Source organism: uncultured Microbacterium sp., from assembly GCF_945952435.1.
Lineage (GTDB): Bacteria > Actinomycetota > Actinomycetes > Actinomycetales > Microbacteriaceae > Microbacterium.
The window spans coordinates 97,269-123,961 of sequence record NZ_CAMFHZ010000007.1; the positions used below are offsets into that span (position 1 = coordinate 97,269).

The 26,693-nt window shown below is 71.8% G+C and carries 25 protein-coding genes; 9 read left to right on the top strand and 16 right to left on the bottom strand.

Features of this window, described 5'->3' with window-relative positions; translation table 11 throughout:
- Window positions 1-19 precede the first annotated feature (19 nt).
- Entirely contained in the window at window positions 20-1,039 is a 1,020-nt protein-coding gene (locus Q0P88_RS05510) for a LacI family DNA-binding transcriptional regulator (RefSeq protein WP_295011914.1), read from the bottom strand.
- Window positions 1,040-1,184: 145 nt separating this feature from the next.
- On the opposite strand from Q0P88_RS05510, the gene Q0P88_RS05515 reads away from it, so the two are divergent.
- The 5 genes from Q0P88_RS05515 (at window position 1,185) to Q0P88_RS05535 (ending at window position 6,282) form a co-directional block, all read left to right on the top strand.
- Window positions 1,185-2,141: an ABC transporter ATP-binding protein gene (locus Q0P88_RS05515; RefSeq protein ID WP_295011916.1), complete on the top strand. Its 957-nt coding sequence runs from the start codon at window positions 1,185-1,187 to the stop codon at window positions 2,139-2,141.
- Window positions 2,138-2,959 (top strand): ABC transporter permease, encoded by an 822-nt coding sequence (locus Q0P88_RS05520; protein WP_295011918.1) that lies wholly within the window; start codon window positions 2,138-2,140, stop codon window positions 2,957-2,959. Before Q0P88_RS05515 ends, Q0P88_RS05520 begins: the two co-directional genes overlap by 4 nt.
- 768 nt (window positions 2,960-3,727) lie before the next feature.
- Window positions 3,728-4,333: a dCTP deaminase gene (gene dcd, locus Q0P88_RS05525; RefSeq protein WP_295011920.1), complete on the top strand. Its 606-nt coding sequence runs from the start codon at window positions 3,728-3,730 to the stop codon at window positions 4,331-4,333.
- 67 nt (window positions 4,334-4,400) lie between these two features.
- Entirely contained in the window at window positions 4,401-5,000 is a 600-nt protein-coding gene (locus Q0P88_RS05530) for a hypothetical protein (RefSeq protein WP_295011923.1), read from the top strand.
- A 79-nt stretch (window positions 5,001-5,079) separates the two neighbouring features.
- Window positions 5,080-6,282: an MFS transporter gene (locus Q0P88_RS05535; protein WP_295011924.1), complete on the top strand. Its 1,203-nt coding sequence runs from the start codon at window positions 5,080-5,082 to the stop codon at window positions 6,280-6,282.
- 33 nt (window positions 6,283-6,315) lie between these two features.
- Here the strand turns inward: Q0P88_RS05535 and Q0P88_RS05540 are convergent, their stop codons facing one another.
- Window positions 6,316-7,239 (bottom strand): helix-turn-helix transcriptional regulator, encoded by a 924-nt coding sequence (locus Q0P88_RS05540; protein WP_295011926.1) that lies wholly within the window; start codon window positions 7,237-7,239, stop codon window positions 6,316-6,318.
- A gap of 94 nt (window positions 7,240-7,333) precedes the next feature.
- Window positions 7,334-8,032: a MarR family winged helix-turn-helix transcriptional regulator gene (locus Q0P88_RS05545; RefSeq protein WP_295011928.1), complete on the bottom strand. Its 699-nt coding sequence runs from the start codon at window positions 8,030-8,032 to the stop codon at window positions 7,334-7,336.
- Window positions 8,033-8,141: 109 nt separating this feature from the next.
- Here Q0P88_RS05545 and Q0P88_RS05550 point away from each other — a divergent pair, with 109 nt between their 5' ends.
- Window positions 8,142-8,684 (top strand): MarR family winged helix-turn-helix transcriptional regulator, encoded by a 543-nt coding sequence (locus tag Q0P88_RS05550; protein ID WP_295011930.1) that lies wholly within the window; start codon window positions 8,142-8,144, stop codon window positions 8,682-8,684.
- Between the two features lie 51 nt (window positions 8,685-8,735).
- Here Q0P88_RS05550 and Q0P88_RS05555 read toward each other — a convergent pair whose 3' ends face one another.
- From Q0P88_RS05555 to Q0P88_RS05610, 12 genes are all read right to left on the bottom strand, one after another.
- Complete coding sequence (locus Q0P88_RS05555) at window positions 8,736-10,151, bottom strand: MFS transporter (RefSeq protein WP_295011931.1); 1,416 nt, start codon at window positions 10,149-10,151, stop codon at window positions 8,736-8,738.
- Window positions 10,152-10,232: 81 nt separating this feature from the next.
- Window positions 10,233-11,198, bottom strand: a complete 966-nt coding sequence (locus Q0P88_RS05560) for an NAD(P)/FAD-dependent oxidoreductase (protein WP_295011933.1) — start codon at window positions 11,196-11,198, stop codon at window positions 10,233-10,235.
- Complete coding sequence (gene fdxA / locus Q0P88_RS05565) at window positions 11,191-11,520, bottom strand: ferredoxin (RefSeq protein ID WP_295011935.1); 330 nt, start codon at window positions 11,518-11,520, stop codon at window positions 11,191-11,193. The genes Q0P88_RS05560 and fdxA overlap by 8 nt, the downstream gene beginning before the upstream one ends.
- On the bottom strand, window positions 11,517-12,938 hold the full coding sequence (locus Q0P88_RS05570) for an FAD-dependent oxidoreductase (RefSeq protein ID WP_295011937.1): 1,422 nt from the start codon (window positions 12,936-12,938) through the stop codon (window positions 11,517-11,519). Before Q0P88_RS05570 ends, fdxA begins: the two co-directional genes overlap by 4 nt.
- Entirely contained in the window at window positions 12,935-13,831 is an 897-nt protein-coding gene (gene cobA, locus Q0P88_RS05575) for a uroporphyrinogen-III C-methyltransferase (protein ID WP_363316499.1), read from the bottom strand. Before cobA ends, Q0P88_RS05570 begins: the two co-directional genes overlap by 4 nt.
- Window positions 13,828-14,820, bottom strand: coding sequence for an ABC transporter permease (locus Q0P88_RS05580; RefSeq protein WP_295011939.1), 993 nt, complete (start codon window positions 14,818-14,820; stop codon window positions 13,828-13,830). Before Q0P88_RS05580 ends, cobA begins: the two co-directional genes overlap by 4 nt.
- Window positions 14,810-15,547 carry an ABC transporter ATP-binding protein gene (locus tag Q0P88_RS05585; protein WP_295011990.1) on the bottom strand — a complete coding sequence of 246 codons (738 nt, stop codon included), beginning with the start codon at window positions 15,545-15,547 and terminating at the stop codon, window positions 14,810-14,812. Before Q0P88_RS05585 ends, Q0P88_RS05580 begins: the two co-directional genes overlap by 11 nt.
- Before the next feature lie 59 nt (window positions 15,548-15,606).
- Complete coding sequence (locus tag Q0P88_RS05590) at window positions 15,607-16,620, bottom strand: ABC transporter substrate-binding protein (RefSeq protein ID WP_295011992.1); 1,014 nt, start codon at window positions 16,618-16,620, stop codon at window positions 15,607-15,609.
- 180 nt (window positions 16,621-16,800) lie between these two features.
- Window positions 16,801-18,081, bottom strand: coding sequence for a sulfate adenylyltransferase subunit 1 (locus tag Q0P88_RS05595; protein ID WP_295011994.1), 1,281 nt, complete (start codon window positions 18,079-18,081; stop codon window positions 16,801-16,803).
- Window positions 18,082-18,485: 404 nt separating this feature from the next.
- The gene (gene cysD / locus Q0P88_RS05600) at window positions 18,486-19,652 is read right to left on the bottom strand and encodes a sulfate adenylyltransferase subunit CysD (protein ID WP_295011941.1); all 1,167 of its coding nucleotides are present in this window, start codon (window positions 19,650-19,652) and stop codon (window positions 18,486-18,488) included.
- On the bottom strand, window positions 19,649-20,401 hold the full coding sequence (locus tag Q0P88_RS05605; RefSeq protein WP_295011943.1) for a phosphoadenylyl-sulfate reductase: 753 nt from the start codon (window positions 20,399-20,401) through the stop codon (window positions 19,649-19,651). The genes cysD and Q0P88_RS05605 overlap by 4 nt, the downstream gene beginning before the upstream one ends.
- Window positions 20,398-22,119 carry a nitrite/sulfite reductase gene (locus Q0P88_RS05610; RefSeq protein ID WP_295011945.1) on the bottom strand — a complete coding sequence of 574 codons (1,722 nt, stop codon included), beginning with the start codon at window positions 22,117-22,119 and terminating at the stop codon, window positions 20,398-20,400. Before Q0P88_RS05610 ends, Q0P88_RS05605 begins: the two co-directional genes overlap by 4 nt.
- Before the next feature lie 259 nt (window positions 22,120-22,378).
- Between Q0P88_RS05610 and Q0P88_RS05615 the strand changes: the two genes are divergently transcribed.
- Entirely contained in the window at window positions 22,379-22,996 is a 618-nt protein-coding gene (locus Q0P88_RS05615) for a GntR family transcriptional regulator (protein WP_295011947.1), read from the top strand.
- A gap of 301 nt (window positions 22,997-23,297) precedes the next feature.
- On the opposite strand, the gene Q0P88_RS05620 is transcribed toward Q0P88_RS05615, so the two are convergent.
- Complete coding sequence (locus tag Q0P88_RS05620) at window positions 23,298-23,993, bottom strand: sirohydrochlorin chelatase (RefSeq protein WP_295011949.1); 696 nt, start codon at window positions 23,991-23,993, stop codon at window positions 23,298-23,300.
- A gap of 189 nt (window positions 23,994-24,182) precedes the next feature.
- Between Q0P88_RS05620 and Q0P88_RS05625 the strand changes: the two genes are divergently transcribed.
- Together Q0P88_RS05625 and dnaK are read left to right on the top strand one after the other, a co-directional pair.
- Complete coding sequence (locus tag Q0P88_RS05625; RefSeq protein WP_295011951.1) at window positions 24,183-24,647, top strand: DUF3817 domain-containing protein; 465 nt, start codon at window positions 24,183-24,185, stop codon at window positions 24,645-24,647.
- Between the two features lie 183 nt (window positions 24,648-24,830).
- A complete protein-coding gene (dnaK, locus tag Q0P88_RS05630) occupies window positions 24,831-26,693 on the top strand; it encodes a molecular chaperone DnaK (RefSeq protein WP_295011953.1) in 1,863 nt (620 codons plus the stop codon).

The following is a 26,693-nucleotide window of genomic DNA, read 5'->3' on the forward strand; positions in this document are numbered from 1 at the left end:
GGTCTCGGCGCCCGATCGCTCAGCGCACGGGAGGGCGCGCGGTGGATGCGCGCACCACGAGCGTCGGCGCGACGTCATGCGCGACCCCGAGGTCCGCGCCCTCGATGAGCCCGATCACGCGCAGGGCGGCGGAGCGACCGCGCTCGACGAACGGCTGCCGCACGGTCGTCAGCGCGGGCGAGGCGTAGGCGGCGAGCGGGATGTCGTCGACGCTCACGACCGACACCCGATCCGGCACGTTCCTGCCGGCCTCGTGCAGCGCCCGGATCACCCCGAACGCCATCTCGTCGCTCGACACGAAGACGGCCGTGACCTCGGGGATCGCGGCGAGCGTCCTGCCCGCCCGGTAGCCCGACTCCGGGGTCCAGTCGCCGGGGATGACCGGAGGGGGAAGGATCCCGCGCTCCTGCAGCGTCGCCGCCCAGGACTCGCGGCGGCGACGCGATTCGAGCCAGTCGTCGTCGCCGGACACGTGCCAGACCGTCGCATGGCCGAGATCGAGCAGGTGGGTGGTCGCGAGCCGGGCGACGAGCGTCTGCTCCTGGGCGGCGCTCTCGTCCTCGCCGACGCCGCGTTCGATCTGCACGGTCGGCGTGCGCCGCATGCGGGCGACCATCCCCGGATCCTCGAAGTCGACGGGAGCGACCAGCACGATCCCCTCGGCCCCCTGGCGCTCCAACCGGTCGAACGCCGCGGCGAACGCGGCCGCGGTCGAGTGGTTGGAGACGGCGGCCGTCGTCACGGTGTAGCCCCGTTCCGCCGCGACGGTCTCGATCCCCACCCCGATCGCGCTCGACGAGTACTGGGTGGTGGAGACGACGATCACCCCCAGCACGCGCGTCCGGCCGGAGGCGAGCGAGGCGGCGGCGCCGTGCACGCGATACCCGAGCTCGTCCACCGCGGCGCGCACCCGGCGCTCGGTCTCCGAGCGCACGTGCTGCTGCCCCGACATCACCCGCGAGACCGTCTGCGTGGACACCCCGGCGAGGCGCGCCACATCGGCCTGGTTGGGGGCGCGATCGGGGATGCGGCGGGGCATGACCTCATCGTAGTGAGCGCCCGCGCGCCGGCCCCTCCGCCCCGCCCGCGGCGGATCCCGCGCCCCCGGGGATGAGACTTCCGTCTCGTGCGGATCATCCTGTGGGCGGATGCGCACGCCCCCCGCGATCCGTAACGTCGGGGCCATGATCACTGCAGAGGGACTCAGCAAACGGTACGGGGACAAGGCCGCGGTGGACGACGTGTCGTTCACCGTCCGGCCCGGGACCGTCACCGGCTTCCTGGGACCGAACGGCGCCGGCAAATCGACGACGATGCGCATGATCGTGGGGCTGGACCGGCCGAGCGCCGGTCGCGTCACGGTGAACGGGCAGGAGTACCGACGCCTGCGCGCGCCGCTCACCGAGGTCGGCGTGCTGCTCGACGCCAAGGCGGTGCACACGGGGCGCACCGCCCGCAACCACCTGCGCGCGCTCGCCGCGACCCACGGCCTGCCGTCGAAGCGCGTCGACGAGGTCATCGAGATCGCGGGGATCGGATCCGTCGCCCGCAAGCGCGCCGGCAAGTTCTCGCTCGGCATGGGGCAGCGGCTCGGCATCGCCGCGGCGCTGCTCGGCGATCCGCACACGCTCATCCTGGACGAGCCGGTCAACGGGCTGGATCCGGAGGGCGTGCGCTGGGTGCGCCAGTTCGTGCGCCATGTGGCCTCGGAGGGCCGCACGGTGCTGCTGTCCAGTCACCTGATGAGCGAGATGGCGCAGACGGCCGACCATGTCATCGTGCTCGGCCGCGGACGGGTGCTCGCCGACGCGCCGCTGCCCGAGCTCGTCCGCGCTTGGACCACGGCGCGCGTGCACGTGCGCACGCCCCGTGCCGCGGAGCTCGCCGCGCTGCTCACGAGTGGGGGCGCCGGATCCGGGATCGAGGTGGTCGCCCCGTCCGCGGACACGCTCGACATCGCCGGGATCGAGTCTTGGCGCATCGGCGACCTCGCCGCCGAGCGGCAGATCCCGCTGCACGAGCTCACTCCCACGAGCGGATCGCTCGAGGACGCCTACCTCGCCCTCACGGGCGAGGCCGTGGAATACCGTACCCGTGCCGTGCCAGAGGCCGGCGCCCCGCTGCAGGAGGTTCCGGCATGACCGTCGCCGCCCCGTCCACCCGTTCCACGCACGTGCCCGCAGACCGGCACCGGCTGACCCTCGCGCGCACGCTGCGCGGAGAGGCGATCAAGCTCACCACGCTGCGCTCCACCTGGTGGTCGATCGCGATCACCGCCGCCTTGACGATCGGCATCGCCGCGCTCATCTCCAGCTCGATCCCCGGCCAGCAGGCGGGCTTCAACGGCGTCATGACCGTCGTGATGCCGATCCAGTTCACCGCCCTCCTGGCGGGCATCCTCGGCGCGATCGCGGTCACGGGCGAGTACTCGACGGGCATGATCCGCTCGACGCTCACGGCCGACCCTCTGCGCGGGCGCGTCCTCGCCTCGAAGGCGATCGTCGTCGCGCTGTTCCTCTTCCTCGCGTCGCTCGTGATCTTCCTGATCGCGGCGGTGATCGCCTCCGCGATCCTCGGCGGAAAGGGCATGCCGATGGACTGGTCCACGCCCGACGCCGTCATCCTGCCGCTTCTCGCCGCCGCCGCGACGATGGCCGTGTGCGCGTTGATCGGCCTCTCGTTCGGCTTCCTCGTCCGCTCGGGCGCCGGCGCGATCGCCGCGACCGTCGGACTGCTGTTCGTCCTGCCGATCGTCTCGACGCTCTTCGCCCTGGGCGGCAAGAGCTGGGAGTGGGTCTCCAAGGCGGCCGCGTACCTCCCGCTGTCCGCCGCGCAGAACGCGATCCTTCCGTCCGACCAGGCCGCCCTCAGTGCCGGGGTCGCCTGGCTCACCCTGGTGCTCTGGGTTGTGGCGGGGCTGCTGGGCTCCTGGATCGTGCTGCGCTCCCGCGACGCCTGATCCGGAGCCCTGCGCTCCCGCGGCGCCTGATTCGGAGCCCGGCGCTCCCGCGCGGCGGACTTGCGCCGTTTCGTCCTTGGCTTCCTTTCGTGCCTGCTCGTGCCTGCTCGTTCCTTCGTGCCTTTGCCTGTTTCCCTCTTTCCCTCCCCGCGCCGTCTTCCCTCTCTCCGTCTCCTCGCTGTCTTTCCCTCCCCTGAATGTCTTTCCCTCCCCTGGGCGACGTGGGTGCGAGGAGGGAAAGACGGCAGGGGGGAGGGAAACCCGTGTCGGGGGCGTTCCTTGGTGCGGTGCGGTGGGCTGCGGTGGGTTGGGCTGCGGTGCGGGTGGTGCGGTGCGGGTGGTGCTGCTGTGGGGTGCGCCGTCTTCCCTCTCCAGCTCTCCTCTGAATGTCTTTCCCTCCCCTGAATGTCTTTCCCGCCTCTGGGGGACGTGGGTGCGGGGAGGGAAAGACGGTGGGAGGAGGGAAACCCGTGTCGGCGGTGGTGCTCGGTAGGCCGCGGTGCGGTGCGGTGCGGTGCGGTGCGGGTTGGTGCTGCGGTGGGGGGGCGGGGTGCCGTCTTCCCTCTCTCCGTCTCCTCGCTGTCTTTCCCTCCCCTGAATGTCTTTCCCTCCCCTGGGCGACGTGGGTGCGAGGAGGGAAAGACGGCAGGGGGAGGGAAACTCGTGTCGGCGGTGGTCCCTCGTGCTCGGTGCGGTGCGGTGCGGTGCGGTACGGGAGCGCGGCGGTGGAGGGCGCAGCGGCGCACCGGCACCGACTACGCTGAAGGCGTGCTGCTCAGTGACCGAGACATCAGAGCCGGGCTCGATGCGGGCAGGATCGGTCTGGATCCGCTCGACCCGGCCATGATCCAGCCGTCCAGCATCGACGTGCGGTTGGACCGATACTTCCGGCTGTTCGACAACCACAAGTACCCGTCCATCGATCCGGCGGTCGATCAGCCCGAGCTGACCCGCCTCATCGAGGTCGCTCCGGACGAGCCGTTCATCCTGCATCCGGGCGAGTTCGCGCTGGGGGCGACGTTCGAACAGGTCTCGCTCTCGGACGATGTCGCGGCCCGCCTCGAGGGCAAGTCGTCGCTGGGTCGACTCGGCCTCATCACGCACTCGACCGCCGGCTTCATCGATCCGGGATTCCAGGGTCACGTCACCCTCGAGCTCGCGAACGTCGCCACGCTGCCCATCAAGCTGTGGCCCGGCATGAAGATCGGTCAGCTGTGCTTCTTCCAGCTCAGCTCCCCGGCCGAGAACCCTTATGGATCGGGGCCGTACGGCAACCGATACCAGGGGCAGCGCGGGCCGACAGCCTCGCGCTCCTTCCAGAACTTCCACCGCACCGACGTCGGCACGACCGACGCGGGCTCCACCGGGGGCTGACCAGATCGTGGACGAGACGGATCCGCCGCGCGCCGGCTCCACCCCGGGACCGGCGCCGGAAGACGCCATGGGGGCGGTCGTCCCGGATCCGTCCGCCGCGCCTCCCGCCGGCGACACGGAGCTCGCCCCCGCGCCCGTCGAGAGCGCGGGGCTGGCCGACATCCTCGCGGACCCGGAGATCGCGCCGGCCGAGGAGAGCGCGACGCTCGCCGAGCTGCTCGAAACGCCGGCGGAGGCCGCGCCCGCCGAGGAGACGCCAGGGCTCGCCGCGATCCTCGCGGATCCCGACCCTTCGCTGTTCGGCGAGGATCCGTCCGGGAAGGATCCGTCGGCGGAAGACCGCACCTCCGGCGAGGAACCGTCCGGGGAGGATCCGTCCGGCGAGGGCGGTACGTCCGGGGAAAATCGTCCGTCCGCGGAGGTGCCCGCCACGCGCCGCGCGGCCAGGGAGCCGATCGCCGCCCTGCCTCCCGAGCGCGTCGCCGCGCCGCTCGCACCCGAGAGCGGATCCGGGGGCTACACCGGGCTGATCGTCGTCGTGGTGGTCGTGCTGGCCGCCCTGCTCATCGGCGCGATCGTGCTGATCGTCGTGCTCGTCACGAGCCATGCGTGGCCGTTCGCCGCAGCTCTCGCCGTCGTCCCGACCCTCCTCGCCCGGTCCGCGTGACCGGGCGATCCGGACGAACTGTCGGTTCGCCCGGACGCACGGTCGGGCGCGCGGGCCGTGACCGCACGAAGCTGGATCCATGACCACGACAGCACCCGTTCCGCAGATCTCGGCGTCTCCGCAGCGGCTCCGCTACGGAGCCCTGCTCGCGATGATGGCCACCGCCTTCCTCCTCGTGACGGCGGAGTTCCTGCCGGGCGGGCTGCTCACCGACATCGCCGCGGAGATCGGCGTGACCCCCGGCCAGGCGGGCCAGATGGTCACGGTCACGGCACTCGCGGGTCTCGTCGTGGCGCCCACGATCGGTCTCCTGCTGCCCCGGCTCGACCGACGCTCGCTGCTCGTGTGGATGGCGATCGCCGCGACCGTCTCGAACGTGATCGTCGCGCTCGCCCCCAGCCTTCCCCTGCTGCTCGTCGCGCGGGTGCTGCTGGGCGGGGCGATCTCCGGCTTCTGGTCGATGTCGGTCACCGTCGCGGCCCGGATCGCGGGACCGCAACGCCTCGGTCGCGCGATGATGTTCACCTCGGCCGGCACGTCTCTCGCGACCGTCGCCGGGATCCCGCTGGGGGTGCTGCTCAGCGAGGCCGTCGACTGGCGGGGCGTCTTCGCGATCGCGGCGGCGGCCAGCGCGGTCCTCGCCGTGGCCCTGCGGATCCTGCTGCCCAGCGTCCCGGCCGAGGGTGCTGCCCGGCTGTCGACCCTGTTCGACACGTTCCGCCGCCGGGGGATCGGGATCGGCCTGATCGGGCACGTTCTCGTGGTGCTCGGGCATTTCCTCGCCTACACCTATATCCGCGTGGCGCTGGAGCGTGTGCACGACGGCGGGACCGCGATCACCGGGGGCACCGTGATCGTGCTGCTCGCACTGTTCGGGGTGGGCGGGTTCCTCGGCAACATCGTGATCGGGTTCGTCGTCGACCGCCACTACCGGATGCTCGCGGTCATCACCCCGGTCGTGATCGCGGCGAGCGTGCTGCTCATGAACGCGCTCACCGGGTCGCTGGGGGGGATCGGCGCCATCGCGTTCGTCTGGGGCTTCTTCTTCGCCTCGTGGCTGCTCATCGTGAACACCTGGATCGGACACCGCATGCCGGACCGCCTCGAAGCAGGCGGGAGCCTGGTCGTGATGGGATTCCAGGCCGCGATCATGACGGCCGCCGGGGTGGGCGGGGTGCTGCTCGATGCCATCGGCGTCGACCGGGTCTACGTGATCGGAGCGGTGATCCTCGTGGTCGGCGCCGTGCTGTTCGGGATCTCCAGCCGGTTGAGCCGGGGCTGACCTCCGCGCGGGCGGCGGGGGACCGCGTGCGGGTCAGGAGGAGCGGGCCAGGCGCCAGGCCGTCGGCGTCTGGCCGGTCCTGCGGCGGAACGCGCGGCTGAAGCCCTCGTCCGAGCTGTACCCGAGATCGCGGGAGATCTCGCTGACGAGGCAGCCGAGGGCCAGGCGCTCCTGGGCCGCCTGCATCCGCACCTCGGTCACATAGCTCGCGGGCGAGGTGCCGAACGCCTCCCGGAAGCGCTCGGCGAAGACCGTCCGCGACATCGCGCCCACACTGGCTAGGCCCTCGACGCTCCAGTCGTTGCCCGGTGCGGCGTGGATCGCGGCGACCACCCGCTCCAGGAACGGGTCGTTGGTGCGCGCGGGCCAGCCGGCCGGTGCGCAGCCGTGCGCCGCCCAGGCGCGGAGCACCGAGACGAGCACCGTGTTGGCCATCATCCGGCAGACGGTCGCGTCACCGTCCCGGAGGGGGGCCGTGGCGCCCTCGGAGCGGTCGTCGCCCAACTGCGCGGCGAGCATGGCCGCCGCGGGCTCGTGACCGGCGAAGTCGCGCACGAGCGCCACGTCCGGCAGGGCCGCGGCCACGTGCCGGGCGCTCTCGGCGAGTGTCAGCGTGGAGACGAGCAGCCTCGTGCCGCGCGGGGTCCTCAGCGCCGTGGAGAGCCGGCCCGGGGTGAGCATCGCGTCGCCGCGGTGCAGGGTCTTCGCGACCTCACCGCAGCGGAGGTCGACGGAGCCCTCGATGACGTAGACGAGGGAGAGCGCGTCGCGGTCGAGCGCGATGGTCTCGTCGGCCGCGGGCGACAGTCGCACCTGGCGGCGCAGGCGCACGTCGATCGCGCCGAGGAGGGCGTTGATCGCGCCGTGATCCTCGACCGCGCCGATGCGCGCGCCGGGCGCCTCGCCGGGAGACGCCGGCCGAGAATCCGCGAGGAGGGTCACGATCGGGGTAACCACGGCATCGGGAAGCCTATTCCGCGGCCCGTGCCGAGGACGGGAACGGGCCCCTGCCGCAGCGCGGTCAGGGGCCCGAGAGGTGCCGTCGCACCGGTCAGCCGTCGTGGCGACCGTGCAGGTGCACGTGGATATGCGGTGCGGCCCGGTGCGCGAAGCCCCGACCCGGGCGGCCGCGTCGATGTCCGCGCTCCTCGCGGGAGAACGGGTGCTCGCCGTCGTCGGATCCGTGTGCCTCGGGCGCGAACCCGGGGAAGCCTCCGTCGCGATCGGGCCGCGGGAAGCCGTGGCGTCCTCCGTGGCGGCCGCGCGGTCCGCCGTGCCCGCAAGGGGCGTCGTGGTCGCGGTGCGGCCGACGGTCACCCGCGTCGCGGCGTTCGCGACGGGGAAGGCGCATGCCCTCGCTCCAGCCGAGACCGCGCGCGATCTTCTCGAGCGATGCGGTGAGCGCGGCGAACTCGTCGGCGCTCAGGGTGCCGGTGATCTCGGCGCGGATCTCGTCGACCGCGGATCCCAGGCGGGCCTTGGCGGCGGCACCCTCGTCGGTCAGCGTCCAGCCGTCGGCGGAGCGGCTGATCCAGCCGAGGGCCGCAAGACGGCGCAGCTTCGGGCCGCGCGGGGCGTGATCGGTCGGGACGGAGCCGTCGAGGGCGTTGAGGATCCGCCAGTCGCGGCGGGTCACGCCCTCATCCTCGAAGGCCGTCGCGAAGCGCGCCTTCATGAGGCGGTCGACCGCGGTGATCCAGAAGCCCAGCGGGCGGGGTGTGTTCGGTGATGTCGATTCTTGGGTGTTCATGGAGAGACTCCTCTTCTCGTTCGGACCATGTCATTAGATGTCATGGTGCATGTATATGCAGTGTGACATGCAATACGTATCCATGTCAAGTCGCATGTAAAATCGGATCGTGCCCGAGAACGCAGCGAACCCCGACCCCCTCGATGCGATCCTCGCGGCCCTCGCGCGCCTCCGGGGGCGCGGCCAGCGACCGCACGACCACGATCCTCGAGGCCGTGGCAGGGGCGGGCACGGCGACGACCACGGCAGGGCGCAGCGCGGGGAGCGCCACGGCGGACCCCACGCGCACGGGACGCCCTGGGGCGACGGACCGCGCGGTGGGGGCGAGGCGCCGGCCCGCCTGCGTCTGCTCGAGGCGCTCGCGGGCGGCGCGCTCAGCGTGAGCGCCCTGGGGGAGGCGATCGGCGTGGATCAGCCGCGCGCATCCCGGCTCGTGCAGCAGGGGGTCGAGCGGGGACTGCTGCGTCGCGATGCGGATCCGGACGACGCGCGGCGCACCCTCATCGCACTCACCGACGCGGGCCGTCGGATGAGTCGAGGCTTCCGCGGGCAGCGCCGTGAGGCGCTGCGCACCGCTCTGCAGGCGCTGAGCGCCGAGGAGCAGGCGGAGTTCGGGCGCCTCCTCGCGAAAGTCGCCGACAACTGGCGCTGATCCCGTCCGGAGATGCGCGCCGACGATCCGGCACGCGTCGAGCGCGCGGGTTCAGCGGCGCAGGAGCACCCGCTGACGGCGCTCCTTCACGGGCAGCAGAAGGAGCAGCCCGACGAAGACGACCGCGACGATCCCCAGGATCCCGTACTTCGTCGCGCCGGTCATCCAGATGATGACGGTCCATGCGCCCGCGGCGATCCAGCTCGCGGCGCGGCCGGTGGTCGCGTACAGGCCGAAGATCTCACCCTCGCGGCCCGCCGGGGTGACCCGGGCGAGGAACGAGCGCGCCGCCGACTGCGCCGGGCCGACGAAGGCGCAGAGGATCAGTCCGCCGATCCAGTACACGAGCTGCCCGCCGTCGACGAAGACGAAGACCGCGACACCGGCCACCGTCATGCAGGCGAGCGAGAGCAGGATCACGCGCTTCGGTCCCCAGCGGTCGTCGAGGCGCCCGGCCAGGATCGTCGAGACGCCCGCGATGAGGTTGGCGGCGATGCCGAAGATCACGAGATGGGAGAAGTCGAAGTGGAACACGGTCTTCGCGATCACCGCGCCGAAGGCGAAGACCCCGCTCAGCCCGTCGCGGAACACTGCGCTGGCGACGAGGAACCAGAACGTCGTGCGCGTGTGCTCGTCGCGGTAAAGCCCGACGACGTCCTTCACGAGCAGCACGTAGGAGGCGAAGAAGCCGACCTTGCGCTCCGGGCGGCCGGACGAGGGCTCCGGCACGGCGAGGAAGATCGGGATCGAGAACACGATCGCCCAGACCGCGCAGCCGACCGCGATGAGGCGGAACGGCAGCCCGCCGTCGGTGGACAGGCCGAACCAGTGCGCGGAGTAGAACACGATCACGAGCGCGAGCGCGACGATGCCGCCGAGGTAGCCGAAGCCCCAGCCGATGCCCGAGATGCGTCCGACGCTGCGCGGGCTCGCGATCGAGACGAGCATCGCGTTGGAGTTGACCGACGCGATCTCGCTGAACACCGTGCCCGCCGACACGAGGGCCACGCCGACCCAGAAGTACGCGGGCGCGGGCTGCACGAACCACAGCCCCAGCATGCACAGGATCAGCGCCCCCGTACCGATGCCGAGCCACAGCTTCTGCCGCCCCGCGGCATCGGCGCGCTGGCCGAGCACGGGTGCGAGCAGCAGGATGCCGAGCCCGGCGATCGTCGCGCCGAGTCCCAGCCCGCTCGTCAGGTCGGCGATGCCGGCGATGTACGCCGGGTCCTTCTCGCCGAGCTTCGCGATCGCCGGCGGCAGGAAGGCGTCAGTCGTGAGGTAGAGCGCGGTGAAGATGAACGTGAGGATCACCGAGTGGAAGGGCTGCGTAGCCCAGTCCCACAGCGCCCAGGCGTAGATCTGCCGCTTCGGTGCCTCCCGGTCGCCCCGCAGGTCGAGGCCGACCACCGCGACGGCGCCGCTGTTCGCGGCGGCAGGAGGCTCCGGGGTGACGTCATCGCTCATGCGGGCCAGTCTCGCGGGTGGGGGTGAACGCCGGGTAGCGGCGCGCCGGGGCGGGAGGCCGGCGCGGGATCGGGATGCCGGTCAGTGCGAGGTCGTGACGCCCAGCCCGTCGTGCACGATCATCGCGGCCGCGCGGGCCCCGGCGCCGGCGGCGACGATGAGCTGCTGCGGACCGGGAGCGGCCGCGTCCCCTGCCGCGTAGAGGCCCGGCTCGCTCGTGCGGCCGGATCCGTCGGTCACGAGGTGTCCGCCGCCGTCGAGGGCGGGGGAGATCCCGTCGAGGAACGACAGGTCCAGCGACCAGTCCGGGCGCACGAAGCCCCCGTCGAGCGGGATCCGGGATCCGTCGGAGAGCTCGGCGGCCTCCAGGACCCCCTTCGCGCCGATCAGCGCCACGATCGGGCGCCGCTCGACGGTCAGGCCCAGGGCGGCGAGCTCCGCCTCCTCCACGGCGTCGATCACGTCGGCGCCGTGGGTGAAGACGGTGAGATCCCGGCTCCAGCGCGCGACGAGCCGGGCGCGGTCGGCGAGGTCTGCGGACCGCCCGAAGAGGGCGAGGCGGCGGCCGCGCAGCTCGAAGCCGTCGCACGCCGCGCAGCTGAACAGGCTCATGCCGTAGAACCCGCGCAGATCGGGCACGTCGGGCAGCGTCTCGCGCAGCCCTGTCGCCAGCAGCACGGCGCGGGCCCTGATCCGTTCTCCCGGGGAGGACCGCCCCACCGCGGCCGCGAAGAGACCGTCCTCGTCCCGGCTCAGCGAGAGCACGCGCTGCCGTGTGCGGACGTCCACCGAGGGATAGCCGGCGAGCTCCGCGCGGGCGAGCCGGCGCAGCTCCTGCGGAGGGATCCCGTCTCGGGTGAGGAAGCCGTGGGAGTTGATCGTGGCGGCGTTGCGCGGCCGGTCGGCGTCGACGAGGAGCACGTGCGCGAGCGATCGCGCGAGGTTCAGCGCGGCGGAGAGCCCCGCGGGTCCTCCGCCGACGATCAGCACGTCGTGCACGGCCCCGTCTGCGCCGCCCGGGGAGAGGGAGGAGGACGACTCACTCATGCCCGGCCTCCTGCGGGGGGAGGGCGGCGATGATGGGGTGGTCGTGGTGGATCACGCCGACCTTCGCGGCACCGCCCGGGGAGCCGACCTCGTCGAAGAACTCGACGTTGGCCTTGTAGTAGTCCGCCCAGTCCTCCGGGAGATCGTCCTCGTAGTAGATCGCCTCGACCGGGCACACCGGCTCGCAGGCACCGCAGTCCACGCACTCGTCCGGATGGATGTAGAGCGAGCGCTCACCCTCGTAGATGCAGTCCACCGGACACTCGTCGATGCAGGCACGATCCTTCACATCGACGCACGGCAGTGCGATGACGTACGTCACCGGGCCAGCACCGCGCCCTGAGAGATGCCGACCTGTTCCTCGCGCGGAACGACCTTGACCCGCTCCCGCGTGTGCACATGCGACTCGCCGAGCGCCCGCTCGTGCGCATCGAGCGCCAGCCAGCCGTCCCACGTCGTGACATCGACGCCCCGCGCCGCGAGCAGGTCGGCGATGTCCGCGTCCTCCGCGGGGTCGACGAGCAGCCCCGCGTCGAGGTCCGCGATGAGCCGACCGATCGTCTCCGTCGCATCCGACTTGGTGTGGCCGATGAGGCCCACCGGGCCGCGTTTGATCCAGCCCGTCGCGTACAGTCCCCGCGCGCCGTCAACCCGACCGCCGTCGTTCGGCACGACGCCGCGACGCTCGTCGAACGGCACGCCGGCGACGGGGGAGCCGAAGTATCCGACGGCGCGGTAGACCCCCGTGATCGGATACTCGACGAACGTGCCGGTGCCGCGGACCCCGCCGTCCCCGGCAGGCGCGGTGCGCTCGAAGCGCACCTTCTCGACGCGGTCGGACCCGACGATCTCCGCGGGCGCGTGCCAGAAGTGCAGGTGCAGGCGGCGCTGCGCCCCCGTGTCCTCCCCGCGGTTCTCCGGACGGTCGCGCCAGGCGTTCAGCGTGCGCAGCATGATCTTCAGCTGGTTGGTGGACGCCGCGGCCGGATCCACGCCGGCGAAGTCGGCATCGTCGAGGAGGATGTCGACGCCCGCGACCTCGCCGAGCTCGCGCAGCTCGATCGGCGTGAACTTGATGTCGGCGGGTCCGCGACGACCGAAGACGTGCACGTCGGTCACCGCCGACGCCTCCAGGCCCGCGAGCACGGTGTCCGGGACCTCGGTGCGGCGCAGATCCTCCGGGAGCTTCGCGAGGATGCGCGCGACGTCGAGGGCCACGTTGCCGTTGCCGATCACCGCCACCTGTTCGTCCTGCAGCGCCCAGGTGCGCGGGACGTCGGGGTGGCCGTCGAACCAGGAGACGAAGTCGGCGGCGCCGTGCGAGCCGGGCAGGTCGACGCCGGGCACGTCGAGGGCGGCGTCGCGGATCGCCCCCGTCGCGAGGATCACCGCGTGATAGCGCTCGTGAAGCTCGTCGACCGAGACGTCCCTGCCGATCTCGACGTTGCCGAGGAAACGGATGGTGCGACGGTCCGCGTCGACGCCCCGGGCATCGAGCATCTCGTGCAGCGAGTTCACGATGCCCTTGATCCGCGGGTGGTCGGGCGCCACCCCGTAGCGGATGAGCCCGTAGGGGGCGGGGAGCGATTCGAACAGGTCGATCTCGACGGACGTCGGTGCACCCGTTCCGTCCTCGGCGCGGGCGGAGATCGCGTTCGCGAGGATGTTGCCGGCGTAGATACCGGCGGGACCGGCGCCGACGATCGCGACGCGGAGGGGGGAGAGGGCGGGAGCGGTCACGGCAGAAGGTTCCTTCGGTCGGATCGGACGGGCACACGGGGGCGCTCGGCGAGCAGGGTGGACGGTTGCGGGAGGCGACGCGGGGAGGCGGGCCAGGGGCGCGGCGTTTCGTCTCGGTCGCCGGGGGCGTCCTCGCTCCACGACCCCTGGGGGGCGCGGGCCGCGTGCGGGCTCAGGCGCACGACGTCGCCGACCACCACGACCGCGGGGTTGCGCACCTGGCGCAGGGCGGCGAGCGTCGCGATCGTGCCGAGCGTCCCGATCGTGACGCGCTCGCCGGAGCCGTAGCCGTCCTCCACGATCGCGACGGGGCAGTCCGCGCCGCGATCGGCGTGTGCGAGCACGCCGGCGGTGTGCGCGAGGGTGCCCACGCCCATGAGCAGCACGACCGTGTGGTCGGATCCTCCGGGCAGGCGGTCGATCGGATCGTGCGCGCTCGCGACCGTGAACGCGGTCGCGACGCCGCGATGCGTGAGCGGGATTCCCGCGACGGCGGGAACGGAGATCGCGCTGGTGATCCCGGGGACGACGGACACGGCGATCCCCTCGGCCTCGCAGTACAGCTGCTCCTCGCGGCCGCGGCCCAGGACGAACGGATCCCCGCCTTTCAGGCGGACGACCTCGCGCCCCGCGCGTGCGTGACGCACGAGCAACGCGTTGATCTCCTCCTGCGGCACCCGGTGGTGGCCGGGGAGCTTGCCGACGTCGATCACCTCGGCGCTCAGGCGCACGCCCTCCGCGGCGAGCTGATCGAGCACCGGACGGGCGCCGAGGCGATCGGCCACGATCACGTCCGCACGCTCGAGGGCGCGCAGACCCCGGATCGTGAGCAGGCCCGCATCGCCGGGGCCGGCACCGACGAGCGTGACGGATCCATAGGGCAGGGCGATCATCGTCCGGTTCCGTTCTGCAGTCCGCGGCGTCGCAGCACCGCGCGTTCGAGGGGGGCGAACAGCACCAGTTCGATGAGGATGCCGATCGCGAGGATGAGCAGGATCGTGGCGAGCACCCCGGGCAGGTCCGCGAGGTCGCGCGCCTGATTGAGCATGGTCCCGAGTCCGAAGCCGAGGGATCCGCCGCTCGTGATGATCTCGGCGGCCATGAGCGAACGCCACGAGAACGCCCAGCCCTGCTTGAGCCCCGCGAGATAGCCGGGCAGCGCGGCGGGCAGCACGATCGCGGTCGCCGCCTGCCAGCGATTCGCCCCGAGCACCGCGCCGACCCTGCGCAGCTGCGGGGGGACCTGATCCACGCCCGCGAGCAGGCCGTTGACGATCGAGGGCACCGCGCCCATGAGGATCACGAAGTACGCGGTCGCGTCGGTGAGGCCGAACCAGATGATCGCGGCCGGCACCCAGGCCACGCTCGGAAGCACCTGCAGGCCGGAGATGAGCGGCCCCGCGGCGCGGCGCAGACCCTTCCACTCCGCGAGCAGCAGTCCCAGCGGGGTGCCGATCGCGATCGCGACGACGAACCCGATCCCTCCGCGTTCGAGGCTCGTGAGCACGGACTCCTGCAGGCGCCCCGACTGCCAGGCGTCGCCGAACGAGGCCAGCACCTGCAGCGGACTCGGCGCCTTGTCCGGGCGCGGCCGTGCGATCACGATGTAGAGCTGCCAGGCCGCCACGAGCACGACCAGCAGAGCGACGGGCGGGAGGATCGCGCGCAGGCGCTCGCGGGAACGGGATCCGGATCGGATCTCGGCCGTCTGCAGGCGATCGAGGCCGGCGAGCTCTCCGTGGGGCCGTGGAGCGGGCGCGGCCGGAGCGCGCCGAGACGCGGTCTCCGACGGGTCCGCCGGCGCTCGCGTCTCGCCCAGGTCGCCGGCGGCGTCCTCGCTCGACGACTCCAGGGCGGTCGGGACGGCGTTCTCAGTCGGCATTGCGACCGATCTCCTTCCGCAGTTCCACGGTGATCTCGGCTGCGAGCGCCGAAACCTCGGGCGACTCGATGCGACGGCCCTGGGCGCGGGTCACGCGCCATTCGCGGGCGATCCGGCCAGGGCGGCTGCCGAGCAGCACGACGCGCTGACCGAGGCGTGCGGCCTCCCGCACGTTGTGGGTGACGAACACGATCGTGCGGCCGGTCTCGCGCCACACGTTCTCCAGCACCTCGTGCAGCAGGTCGCGGGTGATCGCGTCGAGCGCGGCGAAGGGCTCGTCCATGAGCAGCACCGGGCGGTCCTGGGCGAGCGCGCGGGCCAGAGCCACGCGCTGCCGCATCCCGCCGGAGAGCTCGTGGGGACGCTTGTCCGCGGCATCGGCGAGGTCCACGAGCGCGAGCAGGCGCAACGCCTCCGCGCGGCGTTCGGCGCGCGGCACGCCGCGCAGCCGCAGCGCGAGCTCGACGTTGCGGCGCGCGCTCAGCCATGGCATGAGGGCCGGATCCTGGAACATCACCGCGGCGCCTTCCGGCGGGACGGTGAGCGTGCCGGCGGAGACGGGCTCGAGCCCGGCGATGAGGTTGAGCAGAGTGGACTTGCCGCAGCCGCTCGCGCCGAGCAGGCAGACGAACTCGCCGGGCGCGATGTCCAGCGAGACGTCGTCGAGCACGATCGGACCCGAGACGTACCGTTTGGACACGTGCGAGAGGCGCACGGCCGGAGCCATCGGCTCCGCAGCGGGCAGGACGGGGGCGATCGAGTCGAAGCTCGGCGCGAGCGGGGCGGTCATTTCGCGCCCAGTCCGGCGTCCGAAACGGTCTTCTCCGAGCGCTCCTTCAGCGCGGCGTTGAGCGCCGAGAGGTCGAAGAGACCGTCGATCGATCCCTTCGTCTGAGTACCCGCGCTCACGCCGTTCTTCACGAGGGTCGCGAAGGCGGCCGCGTCCGGATCCGGCGAGAACGCGACGGTGCCCAGCGCGCGCGTGAGCACCTCGTCGGGCAGGGCCTTACCGGTCGCGGTCTTCAGTGCGGCGTTCACGACACCGGGCAGCTCGCTCTTGTGGTCCGCGATCCAGGCGAGCGAGTCGAGGTGACCGGCGAGCAACTTCTTCACGGCGTCGGGGTGCTTGTCGGCGAAGTCCTTGCTCACCAGCAGCACGGTGGTCGGGAACCTGCCGTCGGGCCACAGCCCGCGCTCGTCCTGCAGCACGTGCGCGCCCGCCTCGACGACGAGCCGGGACGCCCACGGCTCGGGGAGCCAGGCGCCGTCCAGGCGGCCGTCCTTGAAGAGCGTGAGGGTCTGCGCGTTGTCCGTGGGCGTGATCGTCACGTCGCCGCCGCCCGAGACCGAGGTCTTCAGTCCGTGCGTGCCCAGCCACGTGCGCAGGGCGACGTCCTGTGTGTTGCCGAGCTGCGGGGTGGCGAGCGTCTTGCCCTTGAGGTCGTCCGCCGACGAGATCCCGTCGCGCACGACGAGTGCCGCTCCGCCGGAGGTGGCACCGGCGATCACTCGGGCCGAGGCGCCACCCGACTTGATGAACGTGTTGATCGCCGGGTTCGGGCCGATGTAGGCGGCGTCGATCGCGCCGGCCGACAGGGCCTCGATCGCGGCGGGGCCGGCGTTGAAGACCTCGGTCTTGAGCTTCGTCGCGCCGAGCTCCTTCTGCAGGAAGCCCTTCTCCACGCCCACGAGCGCCGGGGCGTGCGTGACCGTCGCGAAGTAGCCGAGATGCAGCTCGGCGAGCGCGTCCGCCGAGGCGGGCGTGGCCGCGGCGGACGCGGACGAGCAGCCGGCGAGCATCGCCATCGCGAGTCCGAGGGTCGTGAGGGCCGTGCCGATGCGGGTCTTGCGATTCACTGTCGCCTCCTTTGGAGTTCTGGGTGGGGTTGGGTGGATCCAGTTCCGTCTGTTTCTGCCGAACGGTGGGATGCCGGGGCGAAAACCCACCGTTCGGCAGAAATAGACGGGATCGGGGAGGGGTCAGGTGGCGGCGACGACGGTCGCGGCGGCCAGCGTGGCGCCGTCGACCGGATGGATGAGCAGGAGCGCTCCGCCTTCGCGGTCGTCGGCGTACGGTTCGAGGGGCAGTGCGGAGGCGAAGCGGATCCGCACGCGCCCGATCTCGTTGACCGCGAGTTCCGCGGCCTCCTCGTGGGCGAGGGTGTCCAGGTCGCGACGGGAGACGACCTCGGTCACGATCGCCTGCACGGTCGACGTGCCGTGCTTCGCGAGCAGGCGCGCCCCCGGGGCGATCGGACGCACGTCGAGCTGGAAGATCTCGATCTCCGCCTCCTGGCGCCCCGCCGGCAGGGTGCCCGCCGCCGCGATCACCGCGCCGCGCGCCGCGTCGACCTCGTCGGCCAGTGTGACGGCGATCGACTGGGCGGTGCGCGCGATCTCGGCTGAGCGGCCGGCGACGCGGATCCCCGTCACGGTCGTCTCGTGACCCCCGGGGAAGACCTGCACGCGGTCGCCGACCCGGAGGGATCCGCTCGAGACGCGCCCGGCGAATCCGCGGTAGTCGCGCAGGGCGTCGGCCTCGTGCGGATCCACAAGCGCCGAGATGCCGCCCTGCGGACGGATCACGGTCTGCACCGGCAGCCGGAACGCCGCTCCCTCCTCGGCCGCGCGCGCGGGCAACGACTCCAGCAGCTCGCGCAGGGTCGGCCCGTCGTACCAGGGGGTGCGGGGGGAGCGCTCCACGATGTTGTCCCCTTCGAGCGCCGAGACGGGAATGACGTGCGCGTCGATCAGGCCGAGCTCGGCCGCCACCTCCTGCGCCTGGGTCTCGACGGCGCGGTAGCGCGCCTCGTCGAAGCCGGTGAGGTCGATCTTGTTGACCGCGACGATGACGTGCGGCACACGGAGCAGCGAGACGACGGCGAGGTGGCGGCGGGTCTGCTCGACGACGCCCTTGCGCGCGTCGATGAGCACGACGACCGCGTCCGCCGTGGCCGACCCGGTGACCATGTTGCGGGTGTACTGCACATGCCCGGGGCAGTCCGCGAGGATGAAGCTGCGCGCATCGGTCGCGAAGTAGCGGTAGGCGACGTCGATCGTGATGCCCTGCTCGCGCTCGGCACGCAGCCCGTCGGTGAGCAGCGCGAAGTCGAACGCGCCGTGCGCGAAGCCGCGGTCGGCCGAGGTGCGGGCGACCTGCTCGAGCTGGTCGGCGAGGATCGCCTTCGCGTCGTGCAGCAGTCGGCCGACGAGGGTGGACTTGCCGTCGTCGACGGATCCCGCCGTCGCGAACCGGAACAGGGTCGTGTCGCCGAGCGAGCGCGGCGCAGCGGGATGTTCCCCGGGGTCGTTGGTCGAGGACGGCGCGGTCGGTGCTTCGCCGGGGTCGTTGAGCGAGGACGGCGCGGTCGGTGCTTCGCCGGGGTCGTTGAGCGAGGACGGCGCAGCGGGTTCTTCGCCGGGGTCGTTGAGCGAGGACGGCGCAGCCGACCGAGACGAAACGGGGTTTCCGGCGGAGTGCGGCGTTTCGTCTCGGTCGCCCTCCGGGCGTCCTCGCTCAACGACCACGGTGGGGTCTCCCTCCGGGCGGTCTCTCTCGACGCCCCCAGAGAGGTCGCCCTCCAGGCGGCCTTGCTCGGCGACCACGGTGGAGTCGGCCTGCGCGACGTCTCGCTCGGCAAGCCGGGGGGAGGTGGGGGTGCTCATCAGAAGTATCCGTTCTTCTTGCGGTCCTCCATGGCGGCCTCGCTGATCCGGTCGTCGGCACGCGTGGCGCCGCGCTCGGTGAGGGTGGAGCGGGCGACCTCGGCGACCACCTGGTCGACCGTCGCCGCATCGGACTCGACCGCGCCCGTGCAGCTCGCGTCGCCGACCGTGCGGTAGCGGACCGTGCGGCGCTCGACCTGCTCGCCCTCGCGGGGCTGCGCGTGTTCGTTCACGGCCCACCACATGCCGTCGCGGCGGAACACCTCGCGCTCGTGCGCGAGATACAGCGGCGGGAGCGGGATCCGCTCGCGGGCGATGTAGCGCCACACATCGAGCTCGGTCCAGTTCGAGATCGGGAACGCCCGCACGTGCCTGCCGGGCGTGTGGCGACCGTTGTACAGGCTCCACAGCTCGGGGCGCTGGTTGCGCGGATCCCACTGCCCGAACTCGTCGCGCAGGGAGATGATGCGCTCCTTCGCGCGCGCCTTGTCCTCGTCGCGGCGTGCTCCGCCGAACACGGCGTCGTGCTTGCCCGCGGCGATCGCGTCGAGCAGCGGCTGGGTCTGCAGCACGTTGCGCGTGCCATCGGGACGCTCGGCGAGCCGGCCGTCGTCGAGGTAGTCCTGGACGCGCGCGACCTCCAGAGCGAGGCCGAGGCGCTGCACGGTCTCATCGCGGAAGCGGATCACCTCGTCGAAGTTGTGCCCGGTGTCCACGTGCAGCACGGGGAAGGGGATCCGCCCCGGCGCGAAGGCACGGGCCGCGAGGTGCAGCACGAGCACCGAGTCCTTGCCGCCCGAGAACAGCAGCACCGGGCGCTCGAACTCGGCGACGACCTCGCGGATGATATGGATCGCCTCCGCCTCGAGCAGGTCCAGCCCGGTGAGGGGCTTCCCTGGCTCGTCGAGCGAGGACGGCGTGGCCGGTTCTTTTCCGGGGTCGTTGAGCGAGGACGGCGTCGCCGACCGGGACGAAACGGGGTTTGGGGCGGAGTGCGGCGTTTCGTCTCGGTCGCCCTGCGGGCGGCCTCGCTCAACGACCCCGGAGGGGTCGCCCTGCGGGCGGCCTCGCTCAACGACCCCGGAGGGGTCGCCGTGCGGGCGGCCTCGCTCGACGTGCCCGGAGGGGGCGGCGATCGCGTCGGAGAGGGAGTCGAGGGTGCTCATACGTGGAGTCCGCATTCGGTCTTGGCCAGCCCGGCCCAGCGGCCGGAACGGGGGTCTTCGCCCGCGGCGACGGGCTTCGTGCACGGCGCGCAGCCGATCGACGGATAGCCGTTCGCGACGAGGGGGTTCACGACCACGTCGTGCGCGGCGGCGTAGTCGGTGAGGTCGTCGAAGGACCACGCCGCGACGGGGTTGGCCTTGATCAGCCCGTTGCGCTCGTCGAAGACCAGCAGCGGCGTGTTCGCCCGCGTGGGCGCCTCGTCCCGGCGCACGCCCGTGAACCACACCTCATAGGCGTCCAGTGCGCGATGCAGCGGGGCGACCTTGCGCATCTCGCAGCAGAGCGCGGGATCCCGGGCGAACAGGTCTTTGCCGAACTCGGCGTCCTGCTCGCGTACGGTCTGCGCGGGCTTCACGTCGACGATCCGTACATCGAGCGTGCGGGCCACCTCGTCGCGGGTGAACGTCGTCTCGAGGAAGTGGTACCCGGTGTCCAGGAAGAGCACGTCGACGCCCGGGATGTCGGCGGACACGAGGTGCGGCAGCGCCGCGTCGGCCATCGAGCAGGCGACGGCCGCCTGACGCGGATCCACGTTCGCGGCGATCCAGGCGACGACCTCGGCGGGCGAGGCCTCGTCGGCGGATCCGCTGCGCAGTTCGCGGGTGCCCCGTTCGGCGAGCGCACGCAGCTCCTCGGTCGAGCGCTTCGCGGCCCCGCGCGGGGCGACGATCGGATCCCCGCCGCTCATACCAGGGCCTCCTCGTCGGCGCGATGGGCCCACGTCGCGAAGGTCTCGTCGGCATGCCTGCGGTCGGCGAGGTAGCGACGGATCACCCGCTCGGCGTAGTCGGCGATGCCGTCCGCCGGCACCTTCAGGCCGCGGACCGTACGACCGAGGCCAGCCTCGGCGCGGTCGGCGTTCGCGAGGCCGCCGCCGAGGTGCACCTGATAGCCGGGCACCTGCTCCCCGTCGATCATGACGAGCTGTCCCTTGAGGCCGATGTCGGCGGTCTGGATGCGCGCGCACGAATTGGGGCAGCCGTTGACGTGCAGCGTCACCGGCCGCCCGATCTCGGGCTCCAGCGCCCCGAGGCGTTCCTCGAGCTGCTCGATCGCGCGTGCGGCGTTGACCTTGGTCTCGACGATCGCGAGCTTGCAGAACTCGATCCCCGTGCAGGCGATCGTGGCGCGCCGGAACAGGCTCGGACGCGCCTGCAGCCCGATCCGGTCGAGGTCCGCCACGAGGGGTTCGACCTCCGCCTCCGGAACGTCGAGCACGAGCACCTTCTGGTACGGCGTCGTGCGGATCCGTGCGGATCCGTGCTGCTCGGCCAGGTCGGCGAGCGCGGTCAGCGTCGTGCCGGACACCCGTCCGACGGCCGCGGCGGCGCCGACGTAGAACCGGCCGTCCTTCTGCCGGTGCACGCCGACGTGGTCGCCCCGACCGACCGGCTTCGGCGCGGCGGGCCCGTCGGGCAGCGGCGTGTCGAGGTACTCGGTCTCGAGCACCTCGCGGAACCGCTCGACGCCCCAGTCCGCGAGCAGGAACTTCAGGCGTGCCTTGTTGCGCAGGCGACGGTAGCCGTAGTCGCGGAAGATCCGCGTGACGGCGTGCCAGACCTCCGCGACCCGGTCGGGGCTGACGAAGACGCCCAGGCGCTCCCCGAGACGCGGGACGGTCGAGAGCGCTCCGCCGACCCAGAGGTCGTATCCGATGCCGAGGGTCGGGTGCTCGAGCGCGACGAAGGCGCAGTCGTTGATCTCGTGCACCACGTCCTGGCTGGGGTGGCCCGTGATCGCGGTCTTGTATTTGCGGGGGAGGTTCGCGAGCGTCTCGTCGCCGATGAACCGATCCACGATCTCCCGGATCTGCGGGGTCGGATCGATGAGCTCGTCGGAGGCGATGCCGGCGACCGGCGATCCGAGGATCACGCGCGGCACGTCGCCGCAGGCCTCGGTCGTGCTGAGCCCGACCGCCTCCAGCCGCCGCCAGATCTCGGGGACGTCCTCGATCCGGATCCAGTGCAGCTGGATGTTCTGGCGGTCGGTGAGGTCGGCGGTGTCGCGGGCGAACTCGGTCGAGATCCCTCCGATCACCCGCAACTGCGCGGTGCTGAGCTGGCCGCCGTCCACGCGGACCCGCAGCATGAAGAACTCGTCCTCGAGCTCGTGCGGTTCGAGCTGGGCCGTGCGCCCTCCGTCGATCCCGGGCTTGCGCTGGGTGTAGAGGCCCCACCACCGGAACCGGCCGTGCAGGTCGGTCGGGTCGATCGACGCGAATCCTCCGTCCGCGTAGATCCGTTCGATCCGGTCGCGGACGTTGAGCCCGTTGTCGGCGAGCTTGAACTCCTCGTTGCCGTTCAGCGGCTCCGTACCGTCGACGGCCCATTGACCGTGCGGTTTGGTGGGCACGCGTGCGGTGCGCGTGCGGGCACCGCGGACGGGCGCGATCGACTCTCCAGACATGCCGACAAGCTACGTGCGGATCCGCGCCGAGGCCCGTCTGTGTCCTCGCCGTCGTCACGCGACGTCATTGTTCGACATGGTCCAGATTCCCCGAGGCCGATGCGGTTGGATATGCCCCCGCCGTCGCGCCGTCGACGCTCCGTCGAGAGCGTCCGAGCGCGAGGAGCAAGCCTGCCCGATTCGCGTCGCGCGTCGCGACGCCGTACTCTCCGACCATCGAAGCGTCGTCGAGGGGATCGGCGACGGCGAGGGGGGGGACATGTTCCGGAGGGACGAGACATCATTGGGGGACCGGGTCTTCCACCAGATCGCGGCGGCGATCGTGGACGAAGAGCTGGCACCGGGACTGCGCGTGCGCGATGTCACGCTGGGAGAGCGCTACCACGTGTCGCGTTCACCGGTGCGAGAGGCGCTTCACCGACTTGAGCGCGTCGGACTCGTCGAGATCCTGCCGAGCCGGGTGACCAGGGTCACTCTCGTGACCGACGACGTCGTCGCCGAGACGGTCGTCTACGCCGGGTATCAGGCAGGGCTCGCGGCCCGGCAGGGCGCCGCTTTTATGACGACCGCTGAGAGGACGCAGGCGCTGGGGCTGATCGACGCGGTGCGCGCCTCCCTCTCGGACAGGGTCGCGTCGTCGGCGCACCGGAGGGCGCTGTTCGGCTTCCTCGCCGCGCAGGGCGACAACAGGCTGCATCGGGCCCACATGCGCGACATGGAGTACGCCTTCGAGCGCAATCTGCGCCAGGCGGATCTCCCGAGCGGGCCCGAGGCCGAACGGAGTTTGGACGCGTTGCAGGCTGCGATCCTGCGCTCCGATCCCGTCGAGGCCGAACGATGGGCGCGGGCGATGCACGGCGTCGTGCCGCCGGGGTGAGTCGGGTCGGAGCCCGGCGCGGGTGCGCAAGATGAAAGGGATGCCGGAATATCGGACCCGGCGTCCCGTGCGCGGCGACAGGCGGATAGGCTCGATAGCGCTGGGGTTACCGGCATTCGCTGGGGAAGCGGAAACGCGCTGGGGAGCGCGTCCCAGGAGTGCGCGGTGGGGCTGCGACGAAGGAACCCCGCCCCGCACGACTGATCCCGGGTCCGGGCATGATCCGCGCCGCGCGACCGTCGCCGGGGCGAGCGGTGGTGCGGGGCACGGTGGTGCGAGGGCCGGCACGGATCGTGGACGCCTAGACGACACGGCGGGCGCCGTCGGCGAGCAGGGCCGCGGCGGCGCGGTAGCGGTCGACCACGAGGTCCACGAGGGCGGCGGGCGGCTCGGCGTCGTCCAGCAGCGGCTCGGTCGCGGCGGGGCCGGCGATGCGACGGGTCACGTCGAAGAAGTAGCCGTGGGCGAGCAGGTACGTCGAGACGACGGCCCAGGGTCGCACCGCGCGGGCTGCGGCGAGCGAGGGCGCCCGCGCCGCGAGGTACGCCGGGGCGACGTCCCGGCCGAGCCTGGCGGAGAGCAGCGCCGCCATCGATTCCGCGTCGGTCTGCGACGCCGGATCCCGCGATCCCGCTACCGCGAGCACGACCGGCGCCGACGGATCGGATCCGGCCAGGCGCGCGGCCAGCACCTCGGCGAGCCGCGGATCGGGACCGAGCGGGGCGGCGAGGATCGCGTCGGGGCGCCCGTCGACGGCGCGCCCCAGGTCGACGCGCACGTGGAAGCCCTGCGACAGCAGCAGGGGGACGATCACGACGGGCCCGTCGGTCGTGGCGAGCACGGTCGACGGCTCGGGCTGCTGCACGTCGACGAAGGCCTCGTGGACCGCGATCCCGGGCAGGCGCTCCGCGACCCGGCGCACGAGGAGCGCGATCGCCGCAGCGCCTTCGGGGTCGGCGGTGCCGTGCGAGACGGCGACGAGGGCGGGGTGGGGCATCCCGGCAGTGTAGGCGTCGCGGGCGGCGCGCACGCGTCGGCCGGTCACACGGGGAAAGACGCCGCGGCGCAGCCTCCGGACGGTCGTCAACTCCGCGACGGCGTGAAACCCATCGAAAGGTGGAGGAGCAGGGGAGGCGCATCGACCTCGCGATTCGTAGCCTGGAGGTGACCCGATCCGAGGAGAGACGTGTTCACCACCCCCGCCCGACTGTTCCGTGCGCTCGCGATCGCCGAGGCCATCACCTGGACCCTGCTCATCGGTGCGCTGATCGCCCGGGCCGCGGGCCTGGATCCCGTGCTCGTGACCGTCGCGGGTGGCATCCACGGCTTCGTGTTCCTCTCCTACGGGGCCACGGCGGTGCTGCTCGCCTTCCATCAGCGCTGGGGCGTGGGGGTCGCTCTCCTCGCGGTCGCGAGCGCGATCGTCCCGTACGCGACCGTCCCGGCCGAGGTCTGGCTGCACCGCTCGGGCCGCCTCGCGGGCGCCTGGCGTCTGGATCGCACCGACGATCCCCGCGATGCGACCTGGTACGACCGCACGATGCGCTGGTTCCTGCACCGCCCGTGGGTGCTCGCGGTGCTGATCCTCCTGCTCGTCGCCGGCATCTTCGCTGCGCTGCTGGTCGTGGGGCCGCCGGGTGGATCCCACTGATCGGATCGATACGGACCCTCTCCGAGGGGTCCGCGGGAAAAAGTTGAGTCGAGTCTTATCAACTTTGTTGACAAGGCAGAACAGGCCGTCATATCCTTGAGCCATCGCGACTCAGGTTTCCGGATCGACCGGACGGCCCCGTCGCGCAGACTTCACGAAATCCCCGACCAAAGGAGAGAAACAATGGCACGTGCTGTCGGCATCGACCTCGGAACCACGAACTCCGTCGTCAGCGTCCTCGAGGGTGGCGAGCCCAAGGTCATCGCCAACGCCGAGGGCTTCCGCACCACCCCGTCGGTGGTCGCCTTCACCAAGGACGGCGAGGTGCTCGTCGGCGAGACCGCCAAGCGCCAGGCCGTCACCAACGTCGACCGCACCCTCTCCTCCGTCAAGCGCCACATGGGCACCGACTGGAAGACGCAGGCGATCGACGGCAAGCAGTACACGCCGCAGGAGATCTCCGCGCGCATCCTCCAGAAGCTCAAGCGCGACGCCGAGGAGTACCTGGGCGACAGCGTCACCGACGCGGTCATCACCGTCCCCGCCTACTTCAACGACGCCGAGCGTCAGGCGACGAAGGATGCCGGTGAGATCGCCGGCCTGAACGTCCTGCGCATCATCAACGAGCCCACCGCGGCGGCCCTCGCCTACGGCCTCGACAAGGGCAAGGAGGACGAGCTCATCCTCGTCTTCGACCTCGGTGGCGGAACCTTCGACGTCTCCCTGCTCGAAGTGGGCAAGGACGACGACTTCTCCACGATCCAGGTGCGCGCCACCGCGGGTGACAACCGCCTCGGCGGCGACGACTGGGACCAGCGCCTCGTCGACTACCTGATCAAGCAGTTCAAGGAGACCACGGGCGTCGATGTCTCGGGCGACAAGATCGCGCTGCAGCGCCTTAAGGAGGCGGCGGAGCAGGCGAAGAAGGAGCTCAGCTCCTCCACGTCGACGAGCATCAACCTGCCCTACCTGTCGCTGACGGAGAACGGACCCGTTTCGCTCTCCGAGACGATCACGCGCGCCAAGTTCGAGGACCTCACCAAGGACCTCCTCGCCCGCACCAAGAAGCCCTTCGAGGACGTCATCCGCGAGGCGGGCATCAAGGTCTCCGACATCGACCACGTGGTCCTCGTCGGCGGATCGACCCGTATGCCCGCGGTCGCCGAGCTCGTCAAGCGCGAGACCGGCAAGGAGGCCAACAAGGGCGTGAACCCGGACGAGGTCGTCGCCGTCGGCGCCGCCCTGCAGGCCGGTGTCCTCAAGGGTGAGCGCAAGGATGTGCTGCTCATCGACGTCACCCCGCTCAGCCTCGGTATCGAGACCAAGGGCGGCATGATGACCAAGCTCATCGAGCGCAACACAGCCATCCCCACCAAGCGCAGCGAGACCTTCACCACGGCCGACGACAACCAGCCGTCCGTCGCGATCCAGGTCTTCCAGGGCGAGCGCGAGTTCACGCGCGACAACAAGCCGCTCGGCACCTTCGAGCTGACCGGCATCGCCCCGGCGCCGCGCGGGGTCCCGCAGGTCGAGGTCACGTTCGACATCGACGCGAACGGCATCGTGCACGTGTCCGCCAAGGACAAGGGCACGGGCAAGGAGCAGTCGATGACGATCACGGGCGGTTCGTCCCTCAGCAAGGAGGACATCGATCGCATGGTGCGCGAGGCCGAGGAGCACTCCGCCGAGGACAAGAAGCGTCGCGAGTCCGCCGAGGTCCGCAACCAGGCCGAGGCGCTCGCCTACGGCGTGGAGAAGGTCATCTCCGAGAACGAGGACAAGATCCCCGCGGACGTCAAGAGCGAGGTCACCGCGGACGTCGACGCCGTCAAGACCGCGCTCGCCGGTGAGGACGAGGACGCCGTGAAGTCGGCGTTCGACAAGCTCACCGCGTCGCAGGGCAAGCTCGGCGAGGCGATCTACGCCTCCCAGCAGGCCGACGCGGCCGCCGACGGCGCCGCGGAGGAGGCCGCCGGTGCCACCGGCTCCTCCGACGAGGACGTGGTCGACGCCGAGGTCGTGGACGACGAGGACGAGAAGAAGTAA

Excerpts from the sequence above, each read along its gene's own strand:
- Q0P88_RS05520 (WP_295011918.1), top strand. The coding sequence starts at position 2,138 with ATGACCGTCGCCGCCCCGTCCACCCGTTCCACGCACGTGCCCGCAGAC.
- cysD (WP_295011941.1), bottom strand. The coding sequence starts at position 19,652 with ATGAGCACCCTCGACTCCCTCTCCGACGCGATCGCCGCCCCCTCCGGG.
- Q0P88_RS05555 (WP_295011931.1), bottom strand. The coding sequence starts at position 10,151 with ATGAGCGATGACGTCACCCCGGAGCCTCCTGCCGCCGCGAACAGCGGC.
- cobA (WP_363316499.1), bottom strand. The coding sequence starts at position 13,831 with ATGATCGCCCTGCCCTATGGATCCGTCACGCTCGTCGGTGCCGGCCCC.
- Q0P88_RS05605 (WP_295011943.1), bottom strand. The coding sequence starts at position 20,401 with ATGAGCGGCGGGGATCCGATCGTCGCCCCGCGCGGGGCCGCGAAGCGC.
- Q0P88_RS05530 (WP_295011923.1), top strand. The coding sequence starts at position 4,401 with ATGGGGGCGGTCGTCCCGGATCCGTCCGCCGCGCCTCCCGCCGGCGAC.
- Q0P88_RS05620 (WP_295011949.1), bottom strand. The coding sequence starts at position 23,993 with ATGCCCCACCCCGCCCTCGTCGCCGTCTCGCACGGCACCGCCGACCCC.
- Q0P88_RS05510 (WP_295011914.1), bottom strand. The coding sequence starts at position 1,039 with ATGCCCCGCCGCATCCCCGATCGCGCCCCCAACCAGGCCGATGTGGCG.
- Q0P88_RS05590 (WP_295011992.1), bottom strand. The coding sequence starts at position 16,620 with ATGCTCGCCGGCTGCTCGTCCGCGTCCGCCGCGGCCACGCCCGCCTCG.
- Q0P88_RS05585 (WP_295011990.1), bottom strand. The coding sequence starts at position 15,547 with ATGGCTCCGGCCGTGCGCCTCTCGCACGTGTCCAAACGGTACGTCTCG.
- Q0P88_RS05610 (WP_295011945.1), bottom strand. The coding sequence starts at position 22,119 with ATGTCTGGAGAGTCGATCGCGCCCGTCCGCGGTGCCCGCACGCGCACC.
- Q0P88_RS05515 (WP_295011916.1), top strand. The coding sequence starts at position 1,185 with ATGATCACTGCAGAGGGACTCAGCAAACGGTACGGGGACAAGGCCGCG.
- Q0P88_RS05580 (WP_295011939.1), bottom strand. The coding sequence starts at position 14,820 with ATGCCGACTGAGAACGCCGTCCCGACCGCCCTGGAGTCGTCGAGCGAG.
- dnaK (WP_295011953.1), top strand. The coding sequence starts at position 24,831 with ATGGCACGTGCTGTCGGCATCGACCTCGGAACCACGAACTCCGTCGTC.
- Q0P88_RS05535 (WP_295011924.1), top strand. The coding sequence starts at position 5,080 with ATGACCACGACAGCACCCGTTCCGCAGATCTCGGCGTCTCCGCAGCGG.
- Q0P88_RS05560 (WP_295011933.1), bottom strand. The coding sequence starts at position 11,198 with ATGAGTGAGTCGTCCTCCTCCCTCTCCCCGGGCGGCGCAGACGGGGCC.
- Q0P88_RS05545 (WP_295011928.1), bottom strand. The coding sequence starts at position 8,032 with ATGAACACCCAAGAATCGACATCACCGAACACACCCCGCCCGCTGGGC.
- Q0P88_RS05615 (WP_295011947.1), top strand. The coding sequence starts at position 22,379 with ATGTTCCGGAGGGACGAGACATCATTGGGGGACCGGGTCTTCCACCAG.